This window comes from Rhizobium phaseoli (genome assembly GCF_001664385.1).
Taxonomy (GTDB): domain Bacteria; phylum Pseudomonadota; class Alphaproteobacteria; order Rhizobiales; family Rhizobiaceae; genus Rhizobium; species Rhizobium phaseoli.
Genome location: NZ_CP013532.1, coordinates 1,631,951 through 1,656,125, shown reverse-complemented (window position 1 = coordinate 1,656,125; position 24,175 = coordinate 1,631,951). Strand labels below are relative to the sequence as shown.

The 24,175-nt window shown below is 61.2% G+C and carries 23 protein-coding genes and 1 tRNA gene; 14 read left to right on the top strand and 10 right to left on the bottom strand.

Translation table 11 applies throughout. The features are described 5' to 3' along the window. Positions 1 to 2 precede the first annotated feature (2 nt). The 4 genes from rpsI (at position 3) to AMC88_RS08025 (ending at position 3,420) form a co-directional block, all read left to right on the top strand. Positions 3 to 470, top strand: a complete 468-nt coding sequence (gene rpsI / locus AMC88_RS08040; protein ID WP_009998001.1) for a 30S ribosomal protein S9 — start codon at positions 3 to 5, stop codon at positions 468 to 470. Positions 471 to 671: 201 nt separating this feature from the next. Then, positions 672 to 1,634, top strand: a complete 963-nt coding sequence (gene speB / locus AMC88_RS08035) for an agmatinase (protein ID WP_041683602.1) — start codon at positions 672 to 674, stop codon at positions 1,632 to 1,634. A 57-nt stretch (positions 1,635 to 1,691) separates the two neighbouring features. Next, positions 1,692 to 2,624, top strand: coding sequence for an N-acetyl-gamma-glutamyl-phosphate reductase (gene argC, locus AMC88_RS08030; protein WP_010024870.1), 933 nt, complete (start codon positions 1,692 to 1,694; stop codon positions 2,622 to 2,624). A 4-nt stretch (positions 2,625 to 2,628) separates the two neighbouring features. After that, on the top strand, positions 2,629 to 3,420 hold the full coding sequence (locus AMC88_RS08025; protein ID WP_004679960.1) for a sulfite exporter TauE/SafE family protein: 792 nt from the start codon (positions 2,629 to 2,631) through the stop codon (positions 3,418 to 3,420). 123 nt (positions 3,421 to 3,543) lie between these two features. Here AMC88_RS08025 and AMC88_RS08020 read toward each other — a convergent pair whose 3' ends face one another. Then, entirely contained in the window at positions 3,544 to 4,647 is a 1,104-nt protein-coding gene (locus tag AMC88_RS08020; RefSeq protein ID WP_012483397.1) for a COX15/CtaA family protein, read from the bottom strand. A gap of 113 nt (positions 4,648 to 4,760) precedes the next feature. Between AMC88_RS08020 and AMC88_RS08015 the strand changes: the two genes are divergently transcribed. Continuing rightward, entirely contained in the window at positions 4,761 to 4,970 is a 210-nt protein-coding gene (locus AMC88_RS08015) for a DUF2842 domain-containing protein (RefSeq protein ID WP_010016031.1), read from the top strand. A 118-nt stretch (positions 4,971 to 5,088) separates the two neighbouring features. After that, on the top strand, positions 5,089 to 6,330 hold the full coding sequence (locus AMC88_RS08010; protein WP_064821794.1) for a GNAT family N-acetyltransferase: 1,242 nt from the start codon (positions 5,089 to 5,091) through the stop codon (positions 6,328 to 6,330). Positions 6,331 to 6,383: 53 nt separating this feature from the next. On the opposite strand, the gene AMC88_RS08005 is transcribed toward AMC88_RS08010, so the two are convergent. Then, a complete protein-coding gene (locus AMC88_RS08005; RefSeq protein WP_012483395.1) occupies positions 6,384 to 8,552 on the bottom strand; it encodes a GumC family protein in 2,169 nt (722 codons plus the stop codon). Between the two features lie 190 nt (positions 8,553 to 8,742). On the opposite strand from AMC88_RS08005, the gene AMC88_RS08000 reads away from it, so the two are divergent. From AMC88_RS08000 to AMC88_RS07985, 4 genes are read left to right on the top strand one after another with little or no spacing between them, the layout of a single operon-like run. Next, positions 8,743 to 9,318 carry a polysaccharide biosynthesis/export family protein gene (locus AMC88_RS08000; RefSeq protein ID WP_012483394.1) on the top strand — a complete coding sequence of 192 codons (576 nt, stop codon included), beginning with the start codon at positions 8,743 to 8,745 and terminating at the stop codon, positions 9,316 to 9,318. Between the two features lie 3 nt (positions 9,319 to 9,321). After that, positions 9,322 to 10,491 (top strand): glycosyltransferase family 4 protein, encoded by a 1,170-nt coding sequence (locus AMC88_RS07995; RefSeq protein ID WP_012483393.1) that lies wholly within the window; start codon positions 9,322 to 9,324, stop codon positions 10,489 to 10,491. Between the two features lie 56 nt (positions 10,492 to 10,547). Beyond that, positions 10,548 to 12,110 carry an undecaprenyl-phosphate glucose phosphotransferase gene (locus AMC88_RS07990; RefSeq protein WP_016734072.1) on the top strand — a complete coding sequence of 521 codons (1,563 nt, stop codon included), beginning with the start codon at positions 10,548 to 10,550 and terminating at the stop codon, positions 12,108 to 12,110. Next, on the top strand, positions 12,107 to 13,387 hold the full coding sequence (locus AMC88_RS07985; protein WP_064825085.1) for an O-antigen ligase family protein: 1,281 nt from the start codon (positions 12,107 to 12,109) through the stop codon (positions 13,385 to 13,387). The genes AMC88_RS07990 and AMC88_RS07985 overlap by 4 nt, the downstream gene beginning before the upstream one ends. On the opposite strand, the gene AMC88_RS07980 is transcribed toward AMC88_RS07985, so the two are convergent. The 3 genes from AMC88_RS07980 to AMC88_RS07970 all read right to left on the bottom strand — a co-directional run bounded on the left by AMC88_RS07980 (position 13,353) and on the right by AMC88_RS07970 (position 16,536). Further along, the gene (locus AMC88_RS07980) at positions 13,353 to 14,183 is read right to left on the bottom strand and encodes a carbohydrate ABC transporter permease (protein WP_064825084.1); all 831 of its coding nucleotides are present in this window, start codon (positions 14,181 to 14,183) and stop codon (positions 13,353 to 13,355) included. The two genes, AMC88_RS07985 and AMC88_RS07980, sit on opposite strands and share 35 nt — an antisense overlap. After that, complete coding sequence (locus AMC88_RS07975) at positions 14,183 to 15,076, bottom strand: carbohydrate ABC transporter permease (protein WP_012483389.1); 894 nt, start codon at positions 15,074 to 15,076, stop codon at positions 14,183 to 14,185. The genes AMC88_RS07980 and AMC88_RS07975 overlap by 1 nt, the downstream gene beginning before the upstream one ends. A gap of 125 nt (positions 15,077 to 15,201) precedes the next feature. Further along, positions 15,202 to 16,536, bottom strand: a complete 1,335-nt coding sequence (locus AMC88_RS07970) for an extracellular solute-binding protein (protein ID WP_016734075.1) — start codon at positions 16,534 to 16,536, stop codon at positions 15,202 to 15,204. A gap of 177 nt (positions 16,537 to 16,713) precedes the next feature. Here AMC88_RS07970 and AMC88_RS07965 point away from each other — a divergent pair, with 177 nt between their 5' ends. Beyond that, positions 16,714 to 17,328, top strand: coding sequence for a GNAT family N-acetyltransferase (locus AMC88_RS07965; RefSeq protein WP_010005711.1), 615 nt, complete (start codon positions 16,714 to 16,716; stop codon positions 17,326 to 17,328). 23 nt (positions 17,329 to 17,351) lie between these two features. Here AMC88_RS07965 and AMC88_RS07960 read toward each other — a convergent pair whose 3' ends face one another. Continuing rightward, positions 17,352 to 19,106, bottom strand: a complete 1,755-nt coding sequence (locus tag AMC88_RS07960; RefSeq protein ID WP_064825083.1) for a glucosidase family protein — start codon at positions 19,104 to 19,106, stop codon at positions 17,352 to 17,354. 362 nt (positions 19,107 to 19,468) lie between these two features. On the opposite strand from AMC88_RS07960, the gene AMC88_RS07955 reads away from it, so the two are divergent. Both AMC88_RS07955 and AMC88_RS07950 read left to right on the top strand, forming a co-directional pair. Then, on the top strand, positions 19,469 to 20,650 hold the full coding sequence (locus AMC88_RS07955; RefSeq protein WP_064825082.1) for an ROK family transcriptional regulator: 1,182 nt from the start codon (positions 19,469 to 19,471) through the stop codon (positions 20,648 to 20,650). Positions 20,651 to 20,835: 185 nt separating this feature from the next. Next, complete coding sequence (locus tag AMC88_RS07950) at positions 20,836 to 21,129, top strand: helix-turn-helix domain-containing protein (protein WP_004679940.1); 294 nt, start codon at positions 20,836 to 20,838, stop codon at positions 21,127 to 21,129. Positions 21,130 to 21,176: 47 nt separating this feature from the next. Here AMC88_RS07950 and AMC88_RS07945 read toward each other — a convergent pair whose 3' ends face one another. After that, positions 21,177 to 21,389: a hypothetical protein gene (locus tag AMC88_RS07945; RefSeq protein WP_009996470.1), complete on the bottom strand. Its 213-nt coding sequence runs from the start codon at positions 21,387 to 21,389 to the stop codon at positions 21,177 to 21,179. Positions 21,390 to 21,837: 448 nt separating this feature from the next. Beyond that, a complete protein-coding gene (locus AMC88_RS07940) occupies positions 21,838 to 22,056 on the bottom strand; it encodes a hypothetical protein (protein ID WP_012483384.1) in 219 nt (72 codons plus the stop codon). A gap of 553 nt (positions 22,057 to 22,609) precedes the next feature. On the opposite strand from AMC88_RS07940, the gene AMC88_RS07935 reads away from it, so the two are divergent. Continuing rightward, entirely contained in the window at positions 22,610 to 23,242 is a 633-nt protein-coding gene (locus AMC88_RS07935) for a class I SAM-dependent methyltransferase (protein ID WP_012483383.1), read from the top strand. Between the two features lie 81 nt (positions 23,243 to 23,323). Here AMC88_RS07935 and AMC88_RS07930 read toward each other — a convergent pair. Together AMC88_RS07930 and AMC88_RS07925 are read right to left on the bottom strand one after the other, a co-directional pair. Next, a tRNA-Pro gene (locus tag AMC88_RS07930) sits at positions 23,324 to 23,400 on the bottom strand. A 100-nt stretch (positions 23,401 to 23,500) separates the two neighbouring features. Then, entirely contained in the window at positions 23,501 to 24,169 is a 669-nt protein-coding gene (locus tag AMC88_RS07925; RefSeq protein ID WP_064825081.1) for an HAD family hydrolase, read from the bottom strand. Positions 24,170 to 24,175 lie beyond the last annotated feature (6 nt).

Below are 24,175 nucleotides of genomic sequence, written 5' to 3'. Positions count from 1 at the left end.
TCATGGCTGACCTCTCCTCCCTGAAGGATCTCGGCACGGCTTCCGAAGCTGCTGCTCCGGCCCACGTCCGCAAGGTCGATTCGCTCGGCCGCTCCTACGCGACCGGCAAGCGCAAAAACGCCGTCGCCCGCGTCTGGGTCAAGCCGGGCTCCGGCAAGATCATCGTCAACGGTAAGGAATTCGCGGACTATTTCGCCCGTCCGGTGCTGCAGATGATCCTGCGCCAGCCGATCGTCGCGGCTGCCCGTGACGGCCAGTTCGACATCGTCGCAACCGTTGCCGGCGGCGGCCTCTCCGGCCAGGCCGGTGCCGTCCGCCACGGCCTGTCCAAGGCGCTCACCTACTTCGAACCGGGCCTGCGCTCGGTGCTGAAGAAGGGCGGCTTCCTGACCCGCGACAGCCGCGTCGTCGAACGCAAGAAGTACGGCAAGGCCAAGGCTCGCCGCTCCTTCCAGTTCTCCAAGCGTTAATCGCTTCGGACAGACGGAATTTACGAAGGCCGGGGAAACCCGGCCTTTTTTGTTGTGCGTGATCGGCCGGCACCTCCTTCCACGCCGGCATCGCCGCATGCTTTGGCCGCCACCTCCATTTCGATCGCTTGAAATTCGCCGTCCGGTCGCCTACCCGTTGTCGACGCCTTGACCTTTCACGACCGAAAAAGGAGCTCCCTCTTGGCGAACAAGACCATCGATCACGCCTTCACGGCGACCAGCCTCACCTCTGCCGCCAGCGACCCGACCTTTGCCGGCGCGCTCTCCTTCATGCGCCGCCGCTTCACCAAGGAACTTTCCGGCGTCGATGTCGCCGTCTGGGGTATTCCCTTCGACGCCGCGACGTCGAACCGGCCGGGCACGCGCTTCGGCCCACAGGCAATCCGTCGCGCCTCGGCGATCTTCGACAATGATGCGCAATATCCCTTCAACCGCGAATTGTTCGCCGACATGGCCGTGGTCGATTACGGCGATTGCCTGCTCGATTACGGCAATCACCAGGATACGCCGGGCGCCATCGAACGCCAGGCGAACGTCATCCTCGACAGCGGCGCTTTTCTGCTGACGCTCGGCGGCGATCATTACGTCACCTGGCCGCTGCTGAAAGCCCATGCGGCAAAACATGGGCCGCTGGCGCTCGTGCAGTTCGACGCGCATCAGGACACCTGGTTCGACGAAGAGCGGCGCATCGACCATGGCTCCTTCGTCGCGCGGGCCACCCGCGAAGGCATCATCGACCCGGATCGTTCGATCCAGATCGGCATCCGCACCCATGCGCCGGAGGATTGCGGCATCAATATTCTCTATGGCCATCAGGTCGAGGATATGAGTGCCGGCGACATCGCTTCGGCAATCATCACCCACACGCGCGGCGCGCCGGCCTATCTCACCTTTGATATCGATTGCCTCGATCCGGCCTTTGCGCCCGGCACCGGCACCCCGGTCGCCGGCGGACCGTCGAGCGCCAAGATCCTTTCGGTGCTGCAGCGCCTGCATCAGCTCGATATCCGCGGTGCCGATATCGTCGAGGTTTCGCCGCCTTACGACCACGCCGACATCACCGCCATTGCCGGAGCAACGGTGGCGATGTATATGCTGGGACTCCATGCGGAGCGACGCGCCATCGCCGCGTCACAAGGCTGACTTATTATCCCAAAATGAATCCGGAAACCTTCTAACCCATTGAAAGCGCAGGTTAACATGGCACCGAAAATCTTCATCGACGGCGAACACGGCACGACGGGTCTGCAGATCCGCACGCGCATGGCTGGCCGCCGCGATGTCGAGCTTCTGTCCATTCCCGAGGCCGAGCGGCGCAACGCCGCCATGCGCGAGGACATGCTGAACAGCGCCGATATCGCCATTCTCTGCCTGCCCGACGATGCATCGAAGGAAGCGGTTCAGATGGTATCGGCCAACAACAATGTGCGCGTCATCGACACGTCGACCGCCTTCCGTGTCAATCCCGGCTGGGCCTACGGCTTTGCCGAAATGGACGGCGCGCAGGCCGACAAGATTAAGGCCGCACGTTTCGTCGCCAACCCCGGCTGCTATCCGACAGGCGCAATCGGCCTGATCCGGCCGCTGCGTGCCGCCGGCATTCTGCCGGACGGCTACCCGGTCACGGTCAATGCGGTTTCCGGCTATACCGGCGGCGGCAAGCAGATGATCGCCCAGATGGAGAATCCGGACCACCCGGATGCGATCACCGCGCCGCACTTCCTCTATGGTCTTCCCCTCACCCACAAGCACGTGCCTGAAATGACCGTGCACGGCCTGCTCGACCGCGCACCGATCTTCTCGCCATCGGTCGGCAAGTTCGCGCAGGGCATGATCGTGCAGGTGCCGCTGCATCTCGATGATCTCGCCGAGGGCACGACGATGGAAAGCATTCATGCCGCACTCACCGCCCATTACGCCGGCCAGGACATCGTCACCGTCGTGCCGCTTGCCGACAGCAAGGCACTTGCGCGCGTCAATGCCGTCGAACTCGAAGGCAAGGACACGATGAAGCTCTTCGTCTTCGGCACACCGGGCGGTTCCCAGGTCAATCTGGTGGCGCTGCTCGACAATCTCGGCAAGGGCGCCTCTGGTGCCGCCGTGCAGAACATGGACCTGATGCTCGCCTCCTGACGCCATGTCGCTGGATGCGCTTATCACTGATGGGCAGGCCTGGTTTGCCGCCGCCCTGCCCGATCACGGCATCTATGCCCTGATGGCCTTCGCCTTCATCGCCGGGCTCGCCCGCGGCTTTTCCGGTTTCGGGGCGGCGCTGATCTTCATTCCGCTCGGTGGCGCCATCATCGGTCCGAAGCTGGTCTCGCCGATCCTGCTCGTCATCGACGGCATCGCCACGCTCGGGATGATCCCACCCGCCTGGCGCGGCGCCAACCGGCCCGAAGTCTTCGTCATGGCGGCGGGTGCGGCACTGGGCGTCCCGGCCGGCACCGCGATGCTGGCACTGCTCGACCCGACGCTCCTGCGCTGGAGCATCACGATCATCGCCATCGCACTGCTCGCGCTTCTCGTCTCGGGATGGCGTTATCACGGCGCGCCTTCGGCACCGCTCAGCAGCGGCGTCGGGCTGGTTGCCGGCCTGTTCAGCGGCGCCGCACAGCTCGGCGGACCGCCAGTCGTCGCCTACTGGCTCGGCGGCAAGAGCGACTTCACGCGCGTCAGGGCCAATGTCGTGCTGTATTTCTCGATCTCGTCCGTCTTCAGCGCCATCAGCTATTATATCGGCGGACTGTTCGTGCCGGCCGTCTTTGCCCTGACGGCCGTCATTTTGCCGAGCTATGCAGTTGGGCTCTACGGCGGCTCGAAACTGTTCGGCCTGGCGGAGGAACGGACCTTCCGCATTGCCTGTTACGTGCTGATCGCCGCCGCGGCGATCATCGGCATGCCGCTGCTCGACAGCGTGCTGCGCTAGAACAGAATGATTTTAGGCCCGGCGGGCCTAAAATCCAATCCTGTTCTAAATTAGAGAGTTAGAGCATGTGTCGTCCGAAAACCGCCTACACTTTTCGGCATCATGCTCTCAACGGCTCGCGCTTCAATCGCGCTCCGCGATTGCCGTGGCGTGCGGGTATTCGCCGTAAAAGCCGCGCCAGTTGGCGACGGCGAAGCCGAAGACCACCAGAGCGCCGGCCTGATGCAGCAGGCCCCAGTGAAGCGGCACCTGCATCAAGAGCGTGGCGATGCCGATCGCCGCCTGCAGCGTGACCAGCGAGAAAAGCACGACGGCGCGGCGGGCATGCGTGGTCCAAGGTGCTGCGCGAAGGGCAATCACCATGTTGATCAGTGTCAGCGCGAAGAGCGTATAGGCGCCGATGCGGTGGATGAACTGCACCGTCTTCGGGTTCTCGAAGGCGTTGATCCAGAACGGCTGCTGGATCAGCAAGTCGGAGGGAATGACGGCGCCGTCCATCAGCGGCCAGGTATTGTAGGAAAAACCGGCGTCGAGCCCGGCCACCAGCGCGCCGAGATAGATCTGGAACAGCGCGAATATGGCAATCGCAGCGGCAAACCCGCGCGAACTGCGTGCCGGCGCCGGATCGTTGGAATGTGGCGAGAGGCCGCGCATGATCCACATGCAGCCGGCAAAGATCAGGCAGGCCATGACCAGATGTGTCGCAAGCCGATACTGGCTGACGTCGGTGCGGACGGAAAGACCCGAGGACACCATCCACCAGCCGATAAAACCCTGCAGGCCGCCGAGCGCCAGGATGCCGACGAGCGGCCAGCGCAGGCGCTTTTCGATGCGTCCGGTCAGCCAGAAAAAGATGAGCGGCAGCGCGAAGATCACGCCGATGCCGCGGGCGATCAGCCGGTGGGCCCATTCCCACCAGAAAATGCCTTTGAACTCGTCGACGGTCATGGCGCTGTTCAATTGCTGAAATTCGGGAATGCGCTGGTAGAGGCGGAATTCCTCGTCCCATTCCGCTGCCGACAGCGGCGGAATGACACCATGGATCGGCTTCCATTCGGTGATCGACAGGCCGGAATTGGTCAGCCGCGTGGCGCCTCCGACGAGCACGAGACAGAAGAGCGCCAGAAGCACGAAGCCGAGCCACAGCCGCAAGGCGCGGCGATTGCGGTTCTGCTTGCGCACTTCGGTGAGGATCGCCTGTTCCGTGGTGAGGTTCGCGACGGCCATGATGTCTCCTTCTATCCGGCAGTTGATTTGCCCCACCGGCTCATGCAAAACAAGCCCCGAACCTTTGCGGCATGCCGTCGCGCCGTCCGCGCCACCCATAGAAGAGATAAGCGATGCCCGTCCGCCTCCGCAAATTCATCGGCACGATCCTCATCATCGTGCTCGTGCTCGTCTATGCGCTGGTGGCGAATACGATCGCGGTGGCGACACTTGGCAACGCGCCCTGGTGGGGTCACCTGCTCTACTTCCTGCTCACCGGCCTGCTTTGGATCTTGCCGGCAATGGTGATCATCAAATGGATGGCCGGACCGCGGCAGCAGTAAGCCATTAACGGCCGGATAACCGTGATCGGCGGAAAACCTCGCTGATGGCCTGCGATTAAACCAAATATACGTCCTGCATTCCTACCTTCGCGCTCAGCATTTTGACCGGAGAGTTCCCGTGCAGACGCATAAGCTCGATGTCCACGAACAGCCGTCAGACGACGCAGCGCTGGCCGACACGGCGATTTCACGCCTACGCCAGGTGAGCATGAAACTTGCCATGGCCAAAATCGACATCGCGGTTTTCGATGCGATGCAGCCGCTGGAAGATGATTGGCGGGCTCTGGAGGTCGACAATCTCCAGTCGCTCCATCAGAGCTACGATTGGTGTAGCGCCTGGGTAAACGCCTTTCAACGGCCGCTGGCGATCCTCAAAGGCACCTATGCCGGCGAGACGGCCTTCATTCTGCCGGTCGAACTCGTCAAGTCGCGTGGTCTTGCCGTCGCGAAATTCATCGCTGCCGATCACAGCAATATCAATACCGGTCTTTTCTCCGGGAATTTCGCCGAAAGCGGCGGGAGCATCGACGCCGAAAAATTCGCTCGCCAGCTTCAGCACGCGTTGAAGGGGCGGGCCGATCTGCTGTTGCTGCAAAACATTCCGTTGGAATGGCGCGGACGGCCGACCCCGCTCACCGGGCTGCCGATGGTGAAAAACCAGAACCACGCCTATCAACTGCCGCTCCTTGCCGTTTTCGAAGAGACGCTGAAACAGATCAATGCCAAGAGCCGGCGTAAGAAATTCCGCGTTCAATCGCGGCGTTTCGAGGCCGCCGGCGGTGTCGAATACGTCGTCCCCGAAACATCGGAAGAACAGCATCGCCTGCTCGATATCTTCTTCCGTCTGAAGAGCATCCGCTTCGCCAGCCTTGGCCTGCCCGACGTCTTTGCCGACCGGGAAACACAGGCCTTTTTGCACGGCCTCATCGACAGGCGGGATGATGCCGGGCAGTCCTTCGGCCTGCAGATGCATGCCCTGCGGCTGAAGGGCGGAAATGAGGACCGGATCGCTGCGATCTCGGGCATCTCGCGCAAGGCCGATCATGTCATCTGCCAATTCGGGGCGATCGACGAAGACCTGGTGCCGGATACGAGCCCCGGCGAATTCCTCTACTGGCAGATCATCTCGGGTTTGCACGGCAAAGGCATCGCCCTGTTCGATTTCGGCCTCGGCGATCAGACCTACAAACGATCCTGGGCGCCGGTCGAGACCGCGCATTACGACGTGGTGCTGCCGGTTTCGCCGATCGGCGTCGCCGCCGGCGCGGCGCACCGGATCGTCACGCGCGGTAAGGCGTACATCAAGGCGCGCCCGAAGCTCTATAAATTCGCCCAGGGGATCCGCGCAAGGATCGGCTGAGCGGTCTTTGTCCGGCGCATAGCGTTGCTACAATAGCAGCATGCCGCCATGCGTCAGGCCGCCTCGCCGAACCTCTGCTCTGCCGCTTCGCCGTCCGACATCAGCACGACGCGCTCGTAGCCCGCGGCCTGGAATTCCGTCATCAGTGTTACGAAAACGGTCTCCTCGAGCTGCGGTAGGGAGAGGATGATCTCGACATCCCGGCTGCGCGTCAGGCGCGAGACGCCGGCGACATCGGCGGCGCCGCATTCGACGACAACGAGGTCGTAGGCAGCCGCCAGCGCATCGAGGAGCAGCGACAGCCGATCGACACCGCGCATGGCGCGGCGTACGTCGCTCCGGCCCTGTGGGATCAGATGGGCATCGGAAAGCCGGTCGCTGTGGATGGTATCGCCGAAGGCCGCCTCGCCGCACAGCAGGTCGGTGACGCCAGCAGCGGCCTGGTCTTCGGCCATCAGTTCCGTGGGATGGCCGGAACCGGTCATGTCGATCAGGATGACGCGGCGGCCGGCATCGGCGAGAATGCGGGTCAGCAAAACCGTCGCTGCCGATCCATCGTCACCGGTCGGAGATATCGCGATTGCCAGCGGCGCCCGGCTGCCGGTGAGATAATCGGCAACCGAGGTGACGGAGAATTCATTGTCGTCCTGCGCCACCTCCGCGGCAGTCTCCTCCTGGTCGATCGAATCATCCTCTTCGTCGGCGACCACCGCGAGCATGCTCGGCTGGGCAGGCCTTCTGGCGGCGGCGACAGGAGCTGCCTGCGGCGCAATCTTCTCTTCGGCGACCGTTTCCGTCTCGATTGTCTCAGGCGACGCATCGATCGGGCGAAGCGCCCTGCCGCTGAAGAGTTCGGCGAGCATGGTGACGATGGCGCTGAGGATCAATGTGGCGACGGCTGCGACGACGACGATCGGCACGACCTTGGGGAAATAGGGATCGACCGGCTCGATGGCCTTGGAAACGATACGGGCGTCGGCCGGGCTCGAGTTGCTGTCGGCGCGGGAGGCGGCTTCGCGGTAGCGCACCAGATAGGTTTCGAGCAGTTGGCGCTGGGCGGTCGCCTCGCGCTCGAGCGCATTGAGACCGACTTCGTCCTCGCCGGCGCGGGCGCTGTTGGCCTGCACCGTGTCCTTCTGCCGCTCGAGCTCACTTGCCCGGAGATCGGTGACCTTGGCCTCGTTTTCGATACTCGTCAGGATCTTCTGCGTCTCCTGGCGGATCTGTGTGCGGATATCGGCAAGCTGGGCACGCAGGCTTTTCAGCCTGGGATGGCTGTTGAGAAGGCTGGTCTGCAGATCCGATATTTGCGACTGCAGACCCGATTCCGTTGCCTTCAACCGCTGGATCGCCTGCGAGGACATGATGTCAGGCAGCGTGTCGGAAGCTTCGCCTGACGACAGCGCATTGCGCACCGCCTGCGCCCTCGCCTCGGCATTGGCCTTGTCGCCGCGCACGCGGGTGAGCTCGGCGGAGATGTCGTTCAGCTGCTGGGCGGGAAAAGTGGTCGTGCCGTTCGTCTGCAAGAGCCCGTGGCTGGTGCGGTATTCGGCGACCTTCTTCTCGGCCTCGCTGACCTTGCGGCGCAGGCTTTCGATCTCCGGTTCCAGCCAGCGCGTCGCCTCGGAGTTGGAATCGAGCTTGGCGCCGCTCTGGGTGGAAAGATAGACATTCGCCATGGCGTTCGGAATGGCGGCGGCGAGCTTCGGGTCCTTCGAGGTGAAATTGATGCCGATGACGCGCGAGCCCGGCACCTGATAGACCTGCAGCCGCTCGACGAAAGCGTCGATCACCCGCTCTTCCGGAGGATTCTCCATCGGGTTCTTCTTCAGATGCAGCTTCACCAGGATGCTGCTCAGCGCCGAGCCGTTAGCGGCATCGTCGAATTCCGGCAGATTGTAGAGCTTCAGGTCGTTGATCACCTTTTTCAAGAGATCGGCAGATTGCAACAGCTGCACCTGGCTGGCGATATTCAGCTCGTCCATCAGCGGACCGGCGCCAGCGTCGTTTACCTGCTGGGTGCTGGCGAAGGCCGGCGCGCGAGGTTCGATGAGGATGCGTGTTTCGCTGCGGTATTGCGGCGACATGATCTTGGCGCCGGCAAAGGCGACGCCCGCCCCCACGAGCGTGATCGTCAAAATCCTGAGCCGGCGCGCCCAGACGGCGCGAACCAGCTGGCCGAGGTCGATGTCCACATCCTGATCACGCGCTACGCCGGACATACTCTTACTCCACAACAAAGGTGCCATAAGCGTAAACGACCGTGGTAACTCAACGGTTAATGGTAACCTTGCGAAGAAATAAGCGGGATCAGCAAAGAACGCCGGAAATTGTCGGCGGTCTTTTACCGGGCATTAACCCTAACGGATCGATAACGATCTCACCAAATTCGTTTTCTGTGAGCACCAGCGGATGTCTGTCGCCCCGCCCAAAATCCTTTTGGCCCTGAGCCTTGCAGCCATGACGGCAGCATTGGGCGGCTGCACGACGTACAAGCCGGCGCCGAAAGCCTTCAACGAGGCAACCATTCAGCCCTATACGCTTGATAGCGGCGATCGGCTGCGCATCACCGTCTTCGACCAGCAGAGCCTGACCAATACCTATACGGTGGATCAGGCCGGCTATATCGCCTTCCCTCTCATCGGCCAGGTCCCTGCCCGTGGCCGAACCCTGCAGCAACTCTCCGGGCAGATCGCCCAGAAGCTGCAGCAGGGCTATCTTCGCGATCCCGACGTCACCATCGACGTCGATCGCTACCGCTCGATCTTCATCATGGGCGAAGTCGGCCAGCCCGGTCAGTATGCCTATGTTCCCGGCATGACCGTGCAGAATGCCATCGCCGTTGCCGGCGGCTTCAGCAGCCGCGCCAACCAGAGCATGGTCGACGTCACCCGCAAGATCAACGGACAGGTGCTGACCGGCCGCATCAACATATCGGGGCCGATCATCGCCGGCGACACGATCTACGTCCGCGAACGGCTCTTCTGAGCAATGGGAAAACAGAAGCCGCTCCGCATCCTCCACTGCTTCAGGTCGCCGGTCGGCGGGATCTTCCGCCATGTCCGCGACCTGGTCGAGGAGCACGCCAAGGCCGGCCATGACATCGGCATCCTCTGCGACAGCTCGACCGGCGGCGAGCACGAGGACAGCCTGTTCGACGATATTCGTCCCTATCTCTCGCTCGGCCTGACGCGCGTGCCGATCCGGCGCTCGGTCAGCCCGTCCGACATTGCGACGATGTGGGATACGTACAAGAAAATCAAAAGTTTGCGGCCGGATGTGCTGCACGGGCACGGCGCCAAGGGCGGCGTGCTCGCGCGACTTGCCGGCTCAGCCCTGCGGGTGAACAGGTATCGCGTAGCCCGCCTCTATACCGCGCATGGCGGAAGCCTGCATTATTCGCGCTCCTCGCTCAGCGGACAGTTTGTCCTCAGGATGGAGCGCCTGCAGGAATATTTCACCGATGCGCTGGTCTTCATCTGCGAATATGAGCGCGACACCTATACGCACAAGGTGGGCAGGCCACGGACGAAGACGAGACTGATCTATAACGGCATCAGCGAGCGTGATTTCGAACCGATCCCCACCCGCTCGGACGCCGTCCATTTCATCTATGTCGGAATGCTCCGGGACCTCAAGGGTCCCGATCTGTTTGTCGATGCCTTTGCCAAGACCGAGCGGCTGCTCGGCCGGCCGCTGTCGGCGCTGATGATCGGTGACGGGCCGGACCGGGACCGTTACCGCGAGATGATGGTCGAACGCGGCCTCGGCAAGCGCATCGGCATGCTGCCGGCAATGCGCGTTCACGAAGCGTTTTCGATGGCGCAGAACCTTGTCGTTCCCTCGCGCGCCGAAGCCATGCCCTATATCGTGCTCGAGGGCCTCGGCGCCGGCAAGACGATCATCGCCAGCCGCGTCGGCGGCATTCCCGAGGTGCTCGGCGCCGACAGCGCGGCACTGGTGGAGCCCGGCAATGCCGACGATCTCGCCCGCGTGATGGCGGAAACGCTGAGCATGCCCGGCTGGCACGCCAGGACGATGCCGAAGCCGGAGGCGGTCAAGGCGGTCTTTTCCTCCGCCGTGATGGCGCGTGATGTGCTGAAATTGTACCATGAGCTGGTCGATCCCGCCGGAGGTCAAGCAATGTCGACAGCCTCGTAAATATTTCTTAGGGGCTTTCTGGTATTTCGCTTGCTGACAACGAGCGACAAAACCTCATGAACAAGCTGGAAAAAAGCGATCCTTTCGACGTGGAAGCGCTGCGCAAGCAGGTCTCCGACATCGAGGCGCGACGCAATGCAGGTCGGGAGCAGGCCTCCGAACCGACCGAAATCAACGCCTATGCCCGGCAGATCGCCGAACAGTTCCGCGACGGAACCCGTTCTCCGGCCATCATTATCGGACAGTTACGGCTGCTGGAATTCCTGGCCCTCTTTTCGATCGCCCTGATCGTTCACTTCTTCGCACCCGGCGACGGCAGCGAACCCCTGCTGGTGCGGGCAGGCATGGCGGCAATCGCCTCCGCCCTGACCGTGGTCTGCCTGCAGCTTGCCGACACCTACACCATCCCCGCCCTTCGGGCGAGGCTGCGGCTGATGCCGCGCATCCTCGTCGCATGGGCGATCGCCCTCCTCCTCACCACAGGCCTGTTCGCGCTCGTGCGCGGCACCACATGGACGATGGCCGAAGCCTATCTCCCCTGGTTTGCCGCCGGTGCGCTTTTCCTTGCCGGCGAGCGTTTCCTCGTTGCCTACGGCATTCGCAACTGGGCGCGCAACGGCATCATGGAGCGGCGCGCCGTCATCGTCGGCGGCGGCGAGCCCGCCAAGGAGTTGATCCGCATCCTCGAACAGCAGGCCGACAACGACATTCGCATCTGCGGCATCTTCGACGACCGCGGCGAAAAACGCTCGCCGATCATGGTCGCCGGTTATCCGAAGCTCGGCACCGTGGCCGAGCTCGTCGAATTCGTGCGGCTGACGCGCATCGACATGCTGATCATCGCCCTGCCGCTGTCGGCCGAGGCGCGCATCTTCGACCTCCTGAAAAAGCTCTGGATTCTTCCAGTCGATATCCGTCTTGCAGCGCATGCCAACCGGCTGCGCTTCCGGCCGCGCGCCTATTCGCATGTCGGCTCGGTGCCGATGCTCGACATTTTCAAGAAGCCGATCCGCGACTGGGATTCCGTCGCCAAACGCGGCTTCGACATCTTTTTCACCCTGGTCGCGCTGGCCCTGCTGTGGCCGCTGATGCTGATCACGGCTGTCGCGATCAAGGCGACCTCCGAAGGCCCTGTCTTCTTCATGCAGAAGCGCCATGGCTTCAACAACGAAATCATCAACGTCTTCAAGTTCCGCTCGATGTACACCAACATGGCCGACCCCACAGGCAAGGCCGCGGTGACCAAGGGCGATCCGCGCGTCACCCGCGTCGGCCGCATCATCCGCAAGACTTCGATCGACGAGTTGCCGCAGCTTTTCAACGTGCTGAGAGGCGAACTTTCGCTGGTCGGCCCGCGCCCGCACGCCGTTCTCGCCCAGGCTCGCGACCGCGCCTTCGGCGATGTCGTCGAGGGCTATTTCGCCCGCCACCGAGTCAAGCCCGGGGTCACCGGCTGGGCGCAGATCAACGGCTGGCGCGGCGAGGTCGACAATGACGAGAAGATCAAGTTCCGCACCGCCTACGACCTCTATTACATCGAGAACTGGTCGCTCTGGTTCGATCTGAAGATCCTGTTCCTGACGCCGATCCGGCTGCTCAACACGGAAAACGCCTATTGAGCGCGGTCGAGGCGACATATCCGCGTGTCGCCCAGCCGCAGCGGATGACGCTGCGTCTGATCGGCTCCGCCTTCGTCGCCTTCGGCGTCTTTCTCTCCGGTTTCGTGATCGACGAGCCGGCACCCTACGAACTCTGGATGGCCGGGCTGATCGGCCTCTGGTTCATCCTGGGATTAAGGATTTCACGCGGCGTGGCGCCACTGCTTGCCCTGCTGCTCACCTTCAATATCGGCGGCATGCTGTCGCTGACGCAGATGAAGGATCTGGCGACGGCACCGATGTATATCGCCGTGTCGACCTTCCTGGCGCTGACCGCGGTCTTCTACGCGGCGATCATCGAGGACAGCCACAAACGGCTGCCGCTGATCTTCAACGCCTGGACCTTCGCGGCCGTCGCCACATCGGCACTCGGCGTGCTCGGCTATTTCCATGCCTTTCCCGGTGCGGAAATCTTCACGCTCTATGACCGAGCCAAGGGCGCCTTTCAGGATCCGAACGTCTTCGGCCCCTTTCTGGTGCCGCCGTCGCTCCATCTCATTCACGGCATCCTGGCCGGGGACCTGAAGAAATCGCCGCTGAAGGCCGCTGCTCTGCTCGTCCTGGCGCTCGGCATCTTCCTCTCCTTTTCCCGCGCCGCCTGGGGCCTGTTCGCGCTCGGCGTCCTGCTGCTCATCTTCATCATGCTGCTGAAAGAGCGCAGCGGCGCCTTTCGCCTGAGAGTCCTGGTGCTGTCGCTGGCGGCAATCATCATGCTGGTCGCGTCGCTGCTGGTGGCGCTGCAGATTCCAAAGGTCGCCGAATTGTTTTCGACACGTGCCCAGCTGGTGCAGCAATATGACGGCGAGCATCTTGGCCGCTTCGAGCGCCACCGGATCGGCTTCACCATGATGATGGAGCGCCCGCTCGGCATCGGCCCGCTCGTGTTCGGCACGATGTTTCCCGAAGACGAGCACAATATCTGGCTGAAGTCGCTCACCACCTATGGCTGGCTCGGCTTTGTCAGCTATGTCGGCATGCTCGTCTGGACGCTGGCGATCGGCTTCCGAAACCTGCTGCTCGAACGGCCATGGCAACCCTTCCTGATGGTCGCCTGGATCTCCGTCCTCGGCCATGCGACGATCGGCAATGTCATCGACATCGACCACTGGCGCCACGTCTATCTGCTGCTCGGCACGGTCTGGGGCTGCACGGCGCTGGAAGCGCGCCACCGGCGCAGCCTGAGGTCGAGAGGAGCGACGCAACCTATTTCGTCGCACCTGCCGTCAGACCGGCAATAAACCGCCGCTGGAAGATGAGATAGGTCAGGATCAGCGGGAAAATGACGATCACAGCGCCGGCGGTCAGAACCGGCGTGTTGACGGTGTAACGCCCTTGGAAAAACAGCATGCCGAGGGGCAGCGTCCGATAGGCGTCGTCATTGACCAGGATGAACGGAATGAGAAACTCGTTCCAGGTCCAGATGAATAAGAACAGCGCCAGCGTCGACATTGCCGGTATCATCAGCGGGATAACGATCTTGCGCAGGATATAGAAGCGTCCGGCGCCATCGAGGACCGCCGCTTCGAGCACCTCCTCCGGCAATTGCTGCATCGCGCTGGCAAGGAAGATCGTAGAGAAGGGTATCGACATGGCGATCTGCGGGATGATGAGAGCCGCATAGGTGTTGATCAGCCCGAGATAGCGCATTTCATAATAAAGCGGGATGATGAAAGCCTCCGCCGGCACCATCATGCCGAGCGTCAGGATCGCGAACAGCGTGCGTCGCAGCGGAAATGACAGGTAGGCGAAGGCAAAACCGGTCAGCAGGCCCAGGAAGACGCTTGCGGCAACGACGGGTATGACGACGACGATCGAATTCCAGAAGTAGATGTTGAAATGCCCGGCGTTCCAGGCATCGAAGTAATTTTCGAAATGCGGATAGGCCGGAAGGGCGAATGCGCCTTTCAGGACATCAGCCTTGCTCTTTATCGAGGTCAGCAACAGAAGCAGGAACGGGGTGATCGTTACGAAAGCCAGGAGCCAGAGGACAATGCGAAGGAACAGCCCGGCGGGAATGTTGAACGAACGGCTCATCAAGCCAATCCTTTGCTTCTGGAGCCCACCAGCCGGTGAATTGCGAAATTGATTGCGAATGTCAGCAGGGCGCCGACAATGGCGATCGCGGCTGCGGCGCCGAAGCGATTGAGCTCGAAGCCGAGCTGATACATGTAGATATTCGGCACCAGCGTCGCGTTGGCGGGTCCACCGCGGGTCATCGTGAAAATCAGGTCGAAGCTTTTTATCGACGCAATGACCGTCAGAAGCAAAACCACCCTGATCTCAGGCATCAGAAGCGGCAGCGTTATCCAGAAAAAGGTCTTTCGCGGCGACGCGCCGTCGACCTTGGCGGCGTCGAAAAGGGATGGATCGATGCGCTGGATTCCGGTGAGGAAGATCACCATGCAAAAACCGAAGAAATACCAAGTGGCAACGATCCCGACCGCGGGGAGCACAAAATTGAAATCTCCGAGCCAGGGCAATGCGAAGCTGCCCAATCCCACCGCTCTCAGAAACTGATTGAACGGGCCGAATGCCGGATTGTAGAGCCATGCCCAGATGATGCCCAGCACGGCAGTCGGCATGATGTAAGGCAGGAACAGGAAGGTTCTGAGGGCGAGTTGCTCGCGCTGCTTCAGATTCCACACGCAGGCGGCTAGCGTGATGCCGAGCACGAGCGGCAGGACGCAGTAGAAGATCATGAGCTCGGCATTGTTGCGCAAGGCAATGTAAAAACGGCTGTCGGAAAAGAGAGCGGCGTAGTTGCCGAGCCCAACCCATCTGGGCATGGTCAGTCCGTCCCAACTGGTCAGGCTCAAACCCAAAGCCGCGACAATCGGCCCAAAGACAAACGCCCCATAGAGCAGCAATCCAGGCAATAAATAGATGAAATTGGTCTGTTGCGTTCCATCCAGTGCGGAGCGTTTCATCCAGTACTCCCTGCCAAATCTCTGGTCATCGCGCAGCAAGCGGTAAGCTCGCAACGCTCCTTTAGCGTGAGGAACAGGACGCCGGTCGAACCACCCGGGGGGGCGCGACCGGCGTCCGCACTCCCTTATTTCTTATCCTTCAAATAGGCCTGATAGTCCTTGTCCATGGCATCGACAAAGGCTTCGGGCGTGATCTTGCCGGACAAGAGAAGCGGCGTGTTGTCGTCGATTGTCTTCAGCATCGTCGGGCTCGACCAATCGGGGTAATGGCCGAGCGCATCGTTGGCGTTAAGCGTCTTCCACATCTCGATGCCAGCGGTCAGGAGCGGCGTGAGCTTCGGCTTTGCATCCGCCGGGAGCGATGTTGCCGGAAGATAGCCTGCCGCGGCCCAGCTTTCAGCGGCCTTTTCAGACACCATATAGTCGATGTACTCGCCGGCCAGGTCCTGCTTCGCCTTGTCTTTGGCAAGGCTCGTTATCGCCCAGGCAAGATCGACGCCGCCGACGCTCATGGGCTTGGAAACACCCTTCGGAGCGGGAATGGCCATGAAGCCGATATCCGGATTGTTTTGCATGTCGCCGAAATACCAGGTCCCGGAGATCAGGAATGCGCCCTGCCCGGATATGAACAGCTGGACGGCGTCGTCACCCGAGATGCCCTCGAAGCCGGGATAAAAATAGCCGCCTTGCGCCCATTTCTGCACGAGTTTGGCCGATTCGATGTTCCCCTTGGTATTCCAGGAGCCGCCTTTGCCGTAGATAAGGTCGTCAAGCTCGGCGCGGTTGGCCGCGTCGATATGCGCTTGATCGATAGCGCCGATCATATGCAGGGCGAGATGCTGCTTGGCCGAGCCCATCATGAAGGGCGCAACGCCTTTTTCCTTGAGCTTGTCGAGATCGGCCAAAAGCTCTTCGAAGGTCTTCGGCAGCGCCACGCCCGCGTCGTCGAGGATCTTCTTATTGTAGTAAAGGCCGACGATCTCACCGAGACCCGATATGCCGTAGGTCTTGCCGACCCCGAATTTCGTCCCCTCCCAGCGATCTCTGGCAAGCACGGAATCCGACTGCCGCTTATCCCAGCCATATTTCTTGATGTATTCGTCAACCGGCAGGAGCAAACCTTCCTTGACCATCGCGCCCATGTCGCCGGCGCCCTGGTTGACCTTGGTGATGACCGGGCCGTCGCCTGCCGAAACCGCAAGCTTCAGCGTCAGCTTCATATCATCGAAGGTTCGGGCGGTGCGTTTGATCGTGACACCGGGATGTGCGGCTTCGAACTCCTTGTTCAGCTGTTCGATGACCGCGCTCTGGCCCTCAAAGGTTTGGTCGTCCCACACCGCCAGATCGTCGGCGCGGGCGGCGGAAAGGCCAAAACTCACAAGCGCCGCGCCGGCGAGCGCGACAGCTGCTTTCAATCGGTATGCCGGCAGTATGCTGATCGATTTCACGGTTCTTTCCATCTGCTCCACCTCACTTGGTTTATTCTCCACTCCCCGCTCAGGCCTTGCCCGAGGCACCGGCCGAGCGTTTTCTTCCCCCAGAGCTTTGCCTGGTCGGCGAATCTGAGGTAATCGTCAGTGCATCAGCTCCTCTCGTGACCTCAAATGACAAAGCGCCACGCAGGAGGTGGCAAAGTGATGGACACCAGTTGCTTCATCCGTCCCGCGATTGAAGCGGATACTGAGGCCTTCTTTGAAATCTGCCTGAGGACCGCGAATGGCGGTCACGATGCCAGCGCCCTTTACAGCGACCCGCATCTGCCGGGCTACATCTGGTCGGTACCGTATCTCAAGTTCGCCAAAGACTTTGCCTTTGTTCTCGTTCAGGGCGACCGGCCGGTCGGCTATGTCATCGGCGTCCCCGACACCAGCCTGTTCGACCGGAATCTCGCGGCAAACTGGTGGCCGTCCGTGCGCCGAGAGATCGCCGGACTGGCGCCCGCCCGTCCGCGCGATGCCGACGTGCTGGAGCGAATCCAAAATCCGCGCAGCGGAACGCCCTGGCTTCAGGACCAGTACCCGGCGCATCTTCACATCAACATTCTTCCCGGACTTCAGGCAAGCGGCTGGGGACGACGGATGATCGACACAGAGCTTCAGGCGCTTCGCAATCATGGGGTCACGGCCGTGCATCTCGGGGTCGATCCAAACAACGAACGCGCCAGAGGCTTCTACCGTCATCTCGGCTTTTCCGAATTCGAGCAGGATGGCTCCGTCGCCTTTGCAATGCGGATCGACGAGCGATCCCGCTAGAGCCGACGAAGCCAATCTGTTCATCACATTGGCTCCGAATTTGCGGCGTCAAGCCCATATTTCAAAACGACCGCCGCCGGCATGGCGCTCCAGCCCTGAAGCAGGGAGCCGCGCCCATAGGGCGGCGAGAAATATTCGACTGCGCCGATCCAGCCATTGTCGAGGCAGGTTTCCCACCAGCGTGTCAGCGCATAGCGCGCGCCCCCAAGTCCGTGGCGCAGGCGTTCCTCGGCATAGGCGCCATCCCAATAGGGCCAGTCCGAGCCATTATGATAGCGGTAGGGAAAAGCGGTCTTGGATCGCAGATCGCCAGGCCGCTTGAAGGGCGGATAGGCGCACATGACACCCCAGCTGCCATAGGGCTGTTCCTGATTGTTGCGCGTTTCCAGTCTGGTCTCAAACGCTCTCAGCAGACCAACGGCCTTCGGCCGCGAAATGGCACCGAACCGCGACAAAGTCAGGCTGTCGAGAGCCAGATGATCCTCGACGAATACACCAGGTGTTCCATAGTCGAGATATCCTCCCGTGGCCGGGACGAAGAGTTTGGCCTCGATTTCCTGGCGGGCCAGATTTGCGGCCTTGCCGGCGCGTTCGGCAAGAGCCGGATCATGCCCTTTGCCAAGCCTCGCCACCGCATCCATGGCGCCGACGAAAAGGCCGAGATCGTAGGAGACAAAGCCCTCGCGATAAACGTTGTCGGCCCAGTCCCGATCGTTACGCGGCTTTACCGGCAGGACGCTGTCGGGGCCGGCCAGGTTGAGATAGCGGTCGACGATCGCCCGAACGATCGGCCAGTGCAGCTGCACCTCGTCCAGGTCCTTCGTTGCACCGACATAGTCGTCGATGAACAGAATGAAGAAAAGCGGGCTGTCAAAGTGGTCGCTCCACCAGTCCTGGGGACGGTTGTGATATTCCGGGACTGCTCTTTTGTGGGTTTTGGGATTGGCCTTGCTGTCCGCGACAAATCGCTGCCAGGCCTCCGATTGCGCCGGCCCTGTCAAAATCACGCCGCTCGGGGCTTCTCCATCCGGCTGTACACCCTTGGCGAGCAGCCGGATCTCGTGGCGCACCGCCTCCGGCGCCAGCGTCAGAAGCGGCTGCATCGTCCAATAGCCGTCACGGTAATAGGTCCGCGCCGGCGCGCTATAGGCCTGTCCGGCGGCAAGACCGGCGAAGGCGCCGTTTCCGTCGCACCTGATGCTGGAAAGGGCGGCATGGATGCCCTGGCTGACCATGCTGCGCATCAACGGGTCGCCATCCGGTGCCAGATCGCAGCGCGCGACATAGTCGGTCGCTTGCGCCATGATGGCTTCGTTGGTGAGATCCAGTGCTTTTTCGGCTTCGTCTCTTGAGGCTCCGACGGCAATGCGCAGATCGGAACCGACGGCCTCCACGATGAGCACACCCCAGCCCATTTCGAAAGTTTGGCGATGATGGTTCCTGGAGCCCCTCGCCCGTGCGCTTTGCCCATCCGGCTCGTGCCACCAGGCACAACGACGCGCCGGATATATGCCCAGAAGCCGCACGCCGCTGATCAACATCACCGGCAGCGACTGTGCGACAAAGACGCCGCCATGTTTGGAGACAATCCGGTTCGGACCGTAGGTATAAGGCCCCTTGATTGCAGAGAATCTCACCCGTCCCAGATTGCCAGCGCCCCACAGGGCAAGATCAGCATATCCCTCCGGGTGAATATCGGCCTGAAGGCGCGGCGCCATGACGGGCAGTAGAACTGGTTTTTCGCAGGACAGCTGTCCATCTGCCAAGGGTTTCAACATGGAATAATCCCCAACAGCTTGGTTGAGGCGCCAGCGGAAAGCAAAATGGAAGGATAGCGGAACCGGCGAGCACCAGTTCCTCTTCGGGTGGTCTTGGCGGACATGCAGCTGCCCAGACAACATGTATGATGCATACTTGTCTTCGACCCTGTTTATTTTTATCGCGCATTTGAATGCGTGTTGATCCCAGCCTACAGGCGACCTCCCATTTGTCAAGGACATAGACAAATCGCCAACTTCCATGTACTAAATTTCGGTCAGCTGAGGAGGCTGAGCTTCAGACCTTGTTTTTCGTGAGAGTTGAGAGCCAACCCCTCCGCTAATTAGGTATACGCTCCGAACTAATTGGAACGAGCAGCCGAATGGCAATGACGCCCCCTGTCGCACAGACTCCAATCGCAAGAAAAATTTCGACCAACGCAGTCATCCGGACCGTGTTGGCGAACGGATCGATTTCCCGCGCCGACATCGCCAAACTGACCGGCTTGTCGAAACAGACGATCTCCGAGGTCGTGCGCGATCTTGAAGATGAAGGATGGCTGAGAGCCGTCGGCCGAACCGATGGCCGACCCGGCCGGAATGCGGTCATCTACGAAATCAATGCCAGAGCAGGGCTGGCTGTCTCAATCGATCTCGGCGGCACCAAGATCGCGGCGGCCATCTGCGATCTGCTGGGAAACGTGGTTGCCGAAACCAAGGTGGCCACCGACCGGCGCGGTGGAATGCATCTCGTCAATCAATTCAGTGATCTCATCGTCGAGCTCGCTTCGGCGGCGGGGACGACCGCCGACAAGCTTCGTCTCGTCGTTCTCGGCACTCCCGGTGTACTCGATCCAGCCACCGGACATATCAATGTTGCGCCCAACATCCCCGGCGTCGACGCCATGGACCTGCGGCAGGTCTTCAGCAGCAGGATGGCTCTGCCCGTCATCGTCGAAAATGACGTCAATCTCGCCGCGCAAGGGGAGCGCTGGCGGGGACACGGCGTCGAGATCGACGATTTTGCATTCGTTGCGCTTGGAACAGGCGTCGGCATGGGCATCATTGCCAATGGGGCGCTGCTGCGCGGGGCGCGGGGCGCTGCCGGCGAGATCGCCTATCTGCCGATCGGCGGCGATGCCTTTGATCCGGGCGGGTTTACGCTTGGCACCCTTGAAAGCGCCGTCGGCAGCGTTGCGATGGTTCGCCGCTACATCGGCTTCGGCGGGCGCAATGCAGCCACGGTGGCCGATCTCTTCGCCGCGTTCAACGCAGGCGAGGCGAGCGCTGTCGCCGCAATTGAAGAGACCGCAAGGCTGGTGGCGGTCGCCATTGCGGCCATCGGCGCCACCCTCGATCCGGAACTGGTGATTACCGGCGGCAGCATCGGCGCCAGGCCGGAGCTCGTCAATGCCATCCGGCGCTTCCTGCCGCGCTGCACACCCTATCCGCCGCGCATCGAGATCAGCCGGTTCGGCAACCGCGCCGCCCTCATGGGAGGCATGGGGATCGCGGTCGAGCGCATGCATGACGACCTGTTCGGCGTAAAATTACGAGAGCCTTGAGGATTGCGTGGTAATAGGCAGTAGGCAGTAGGCAACGGATAGATTCCGCCGGGACGATGCCGCGCAAGGCCCGCCAAACAAAGCGATAGCAGAAGCATGGCCGGAAGATCGGAGCGTCCGAGAAGTGAAACCGCAATCAACCGCCGCCACTTGCGAAGCGCTGCAAATGCGCTAGATTTTGCATCATGATAACGGCAACGCAGATACGCGGCGCGCGCGCCATGATCGGAATGAGCATCGAAGAGCTCGCGGCCGCAAGCGGCCTGCCGGTCGAGACGGTGGCGGCGCTGGAAAAGGGCGAATTTGCGGGCGAGCCGCATGCGCTGTTCGACGTGCGCAGCACACTCGAGGCGCAGGGCATCATCTTCCTTTCGAGCGGCAACCAGGACGAAGGCGGCCCCGGCATCCGGCTGCGGGCACGCACGTCAAGCGATGACGGCATCCGGCCGGAAAATCTAAACGCCGCCAATGACGATTGACGGCACGGGACCGTCGCCCTGTCCTCTACCAGGGCAGAACCCGAGTGTCAGAGATATGTCTTGGCAAGGTCGGCGAGTTTGCCGCCGTCTCTCACGCCCTGCCTGTAAAGCTGAATGATGACCGCACCGATCCGCTCGGCCTCCGGCGCCGTTCTGACAAGGCCGCGTTCGACACAGACCTTGTCCAGCACTTGCGACAGCAGATCGAGATCTTCCGAAAAGAGCGGTAAATCATGCGGATGAATTGATGACCGTAACATCACGCCGCACTTCCCTCCGAGGGCAAACGCCTTCACGCTTGCATCGCCGGACGCCCTCCGCAACCGGCAATAAATCGATTATGCGCGAGGGTCGGAACTTTAGCAACTGCGCAAATTCCTATGGAACAAAATATTGTCCGGAGCGTTGCGGCCACGTTTTGGAGGAGGAATGCACGAGTACAAACCTTGAGCGAAAGACGCTTCCCCTCCTCCGTCCCGAGTCCATTCTCCAACCAGCAGCAGCTCAACGTTTCCACTGCCTGGGACACCGTCGAATATCTGGAGCTTGGCGCGACCGGCGCGGACGCGACTATCGCATTGCTCCAGCACCCTGGAAGCACTCGACGGGCTGCAGCCCAAGCGCCACATAGGCGCCTTCGTCACGGCAGCAAAGACGGGAATGCTGGTGTGAGATCTGCCAAAACGAAGCGACCGTTACCGTTTGCGCTTAGCTGCGGCGGTTACCGGCGGCTATGAATTGCGGGTGCATGGAACCTTCCGTGATCACCTTGGCGGTCATCTCGATCACCCGCTCCTCGGCCAGTTCGGCGAGCGCGAGCGCAACGTCGCCCTCCGGCCAGCCGGCCCTGACCGCCTCGTCCGACAGAGCCTGGAACGCGCTGGCTAGAGCCTGTCTGCAAGTGAGATTCTGATTCATATCAGGCATGCGTTCGCACCAGGCTATCGGTAACAAGGGTATTTTCAATCTACACCTATTTGCGGGAACGCGAAGCGCTTTGAGATACTTTCAAGCCGAATACAAACTTCTTACCACAAAATCGCGTACAACCTTAACAAAAACAAAACGGCACCGACCGTTCTGCAAATGATTTCCCAAAATGAACCGGAAGAATTATTTGGTCACCGCCATTTAAACAGGCATTTCCTTATGTTGTTTACCTTAAATAGTAAATTACTTACCTGTTAAATTCGATCTTTATTGCGTCACGATGAAAAGCACTGGGATTTGATCGTTTCCATCACCTTCGCTGTCGGCTGTCAATCGGCATCGGGAACTCTCTGGCCCGCGCGTCGCCATCCATCACATCGTGATGAAGAGGCCGTTAAGAAGGGCGGCGGGCCGCCGGGAATAGAAGGGCCGCTCGGGTGCCAGCGCGAACGCCTCAGGCGTTATTCACCTTAATACCACATCGGCACCACACTCCCGTCAAACTCCGCCGTACCATTGTCTTGGCGGGCCCACTTTTTCAGGAGGTGAAATGTCTATCGAGCTAGACGCGACTACCTATATTCACGCCAAGCCGGCGACTGCTCATTCTTATATCTTGCCGACTGTCGTCGATGTTCTTGAAAACAGTTTCCAGGAGGCGAACGAAACAGCGGTCTTCGACCTCGGTTGCGGCACCGGCGGGGCTGCCTCCGTACTGGCGGCCAAAGGCTATGATGTCGTCGGCGTCGATCCGTCGGAAGACGGCATCGCGAAAGCGAGAGCGGTCCATCCCGATCTTCCGCTGGAAATCGGCTCCGGATACGAAGATCTTTCCAGCCGCTACGGCACCTTCGACGCGGTGATCAGCCTGGAGGTGGTGGAACATGTATACGACCCCAAGGCTTTCACGGCGACCATGTACGACCTGGTAAAACCGGGCGGCATCGCCGTCGTCTCTACGCCTTTTCACGGTTACTGGAAAAATCTGGCGCTCGCCGTGAGCGGAAAGATGGATGACCACTTCATGCCGCTGAAGGACCACGGTCATATCAAATTCTGGTCGCCGGAAACGCTCAGCACGCTGTTGCATGAAACAGGTTTCGAAGACGTCGACTTCGAATATGTCGGAAGGATTCCACTCCTGGCGAAATCGATGATCGCAATCGCGCAGAAACCGCACTGACGGCCCACGTTCTTTTGCGCGGCACACCCGCCGTGCCCACCACGAAAGCTGATATTTTGACTGGGATTTCAAGGGGATAAATGGTCGGGGCGACTGGACTCGAACCAGCGACCCCTTGACCCCCAGTCAAGTGCGCTACCGGGCTGCGCTACGCCCCGACCTGCCGAAACGGCTTGCTTCGTTTAGTTTTTCAGCGCGTGCAATGCAAGCGGAAAAAACCGGCCTCCCACAAAAAGGAAGCAGTTCGGCTGGCAACAATCAGATCGCGGCGATCTTCAGCCGGCCTTCGGCGGTCTGGCGGGGCTGCCATGCCTGATAGTTGGCAATCGAGAAATGCGGCGTTTCGAACGGCGTGGCGTGAGTTTCGGTGATGACGGTGACATCGGCGCCAGCCGCCTCGCCGGCAAGGATGCCGGCAACGGCGTCTTCGAAAACCAGACATCTCGTCGGATCGACGCCGAGACGGTTTGCGCCGAGCAGATAGCCTTCCGGGCTGGGCTTGCCCGATTTGACCTCTCCACCGCTGACGATGACCTTCGGCATCGGAATACCGGCGGCGGCCATGCGGCGCCTGGCAAGCTCGATCGGCGCCGACGTGACGATCGCCCATCGGCCGTCGGGAATGGCATTCAGGAAGCGGACGGCATCGGGGATCTCGACGATACCGGAGACATCCGCCATCTCCTCGGCGAGCAGCAGATCCGCCTCGTGGGCCGGATCGACGCCCGGCAGACAGAGCCCGCGGATCACGTCGGAGGCGCGGATACCGTGGATCGTCTTCAGGAACACCTCCGGCTCGAAGCCATGACGTCTTGCCCATTCGCTCCAGACACGCTCGACGACGGCAATGGAATTCAGCAGCGTTCCGTCCATATCGAAGAGAAAGGCATCATAAGACCTGTCGAGGGCGTCGTGGAGAGCGGACACGGGTGT

What these genes read in the sequence shown, in the direction of transcription:
- AMC88_RS08005 (WP_012483395.1), bottom strand. Translation starts at nt 8,552, where the DNA reads ATGTCCGGCGTAGCGCGTGATCAGGATGTGGACATCGACCTCGGCCAG.
- AMC88_RS07995 (WP_012483393.1), top strand. Translation starts at nt 9,322, where the DNA reads ATGGGAAAACAGAAGCCGCTCCGCATCCTCCACTGCTTCAGGTCGCCG.
- AMC88_RS07935 (WP_012483383.1), top strand. Translation starts at nt 22,610, where the DNA reads ATGTCTATCGAGCTAGACGCGACTACCTATATTCACGCCAAGCCGGCG.
- AMC88_RS08020 (WP_012483397.1), bottom strand. Translation starts at nt 4,647, where the DNA reads ATGGCCGTCGCGAACCTCACCACGGAACAGGCGATCCTCACCGAAGTG.
- AMC88_RS08025 (WP_004679960.1), top strand. Translation starts at nt 2,629, where the DNA reads ATGTCGCTGGATGCGCTTATCACTGATGGGCAGGCCTGGTTTGCCGCC.
- argC (WP_010024870.1), top strand. Translation starts at nt 1,692, where the DNA reads ATGGCACCGAAAATCTTCATCGACGGCGAACACGGCACGACGGGTCTG.
- AMC88_RS07945 (WP_009996470.1), bottom strand. Translation starts at nt 21,389, where the DNA reads ATGTTACGGTCATCAATTCATCCGCATGATTTACCGCTCTTTTCGGAA.
- AMC88_RS07960 (WP_064825083.1), bottom strand. Translation starts at nt 19,106, where the DNA reads ATGTTGAAACCCTTGGCAGATGGACAGCTGTCCTGCGAAAAACCAGTT.
- AMC88_RS07970 (WP_016734075.1), bottom strand. Translation starts at nt 16,536, where the DNA reads ATGGAAAGAACCGTGAAATCGATCAGCATACTGCCGGCATACCGATTG.
- AMC88_RS08000 (WP_012483394.1), top strand. Translation starts at nt 8,743, where the DNA reads ATGTCTGTCGCCCCGCCCAAAATCCTTTTGGCCCTGAGCCTTGCAGCC.
- AMC88_RS07980 (WP_064825084.1), bottom strand. Translation starts at nt 14,183, where the DNA reads ATGAGCCGTTCGTTCAACATTCCCGCCGGGCTGTTCCTTCGCATTGTC.
- AMC88_RS07990 (WP_016734072.1), top strand. Translation starts at nt 10,548, where the DNA reads ATGAACAAGCTGGAAAAAAGCGATCCTTTCGACGTGGAAGCGCTGCGC.
- rpsI (WP_009998001.1), top strand. Translation starts at nt 3, where the DNA reads ATGGCTGACCTCTCCTCCCTGAAGGATCTCGGCACGGCTTCCGAAGCT.
- AMC88_RS07965 (WP_010005711.1), top strand. Translation starts at nt 16,714, where the DNA reads ATGGACACCAGTTGCTTCATCCGTCCCGCGATTGAAGCGGATACTGAG.
- AMC88_RS07975 (WP_012483389.1), bottom strand. Translation starts at nt 15,076, where the DNA reads ATGAAACGCTCCGCACTGGATGGAACGCAACAGACCAATTTCATCTAT.
- AMC88_RS07955 (WP_064825082.1), top strand. Translation starts at nt 19,469, where the DNA reads ATGGCAATGACGCCCCCTGTCGCACAGACTCCAATCGCAAGAAAAATT.
- AMC88_RS07950 (WP_004679940.1), top strand. Translation starts at nt 20,836, where the DNA reads ATGATAACGGCAACGCAGATACGCGGCGCGCGCGCCATGATCGGAATG.
- AMC88_RS08015 (WP_010016031.1), top strand. Translation starts at nt 4,761, where the DNA reads ATGCCCGTCCGCCTCCGCAAATTCATCGGCACGATCCTCATCATCGTG.
- AMC88_RS07940 (WP_012483384.1), bottom strand. Translation starts at nt 22,056, where the DNA reads ATGCCTGATATGAATCAGAATCTCACTTGCAGACAGGCTCTAGCCAGC.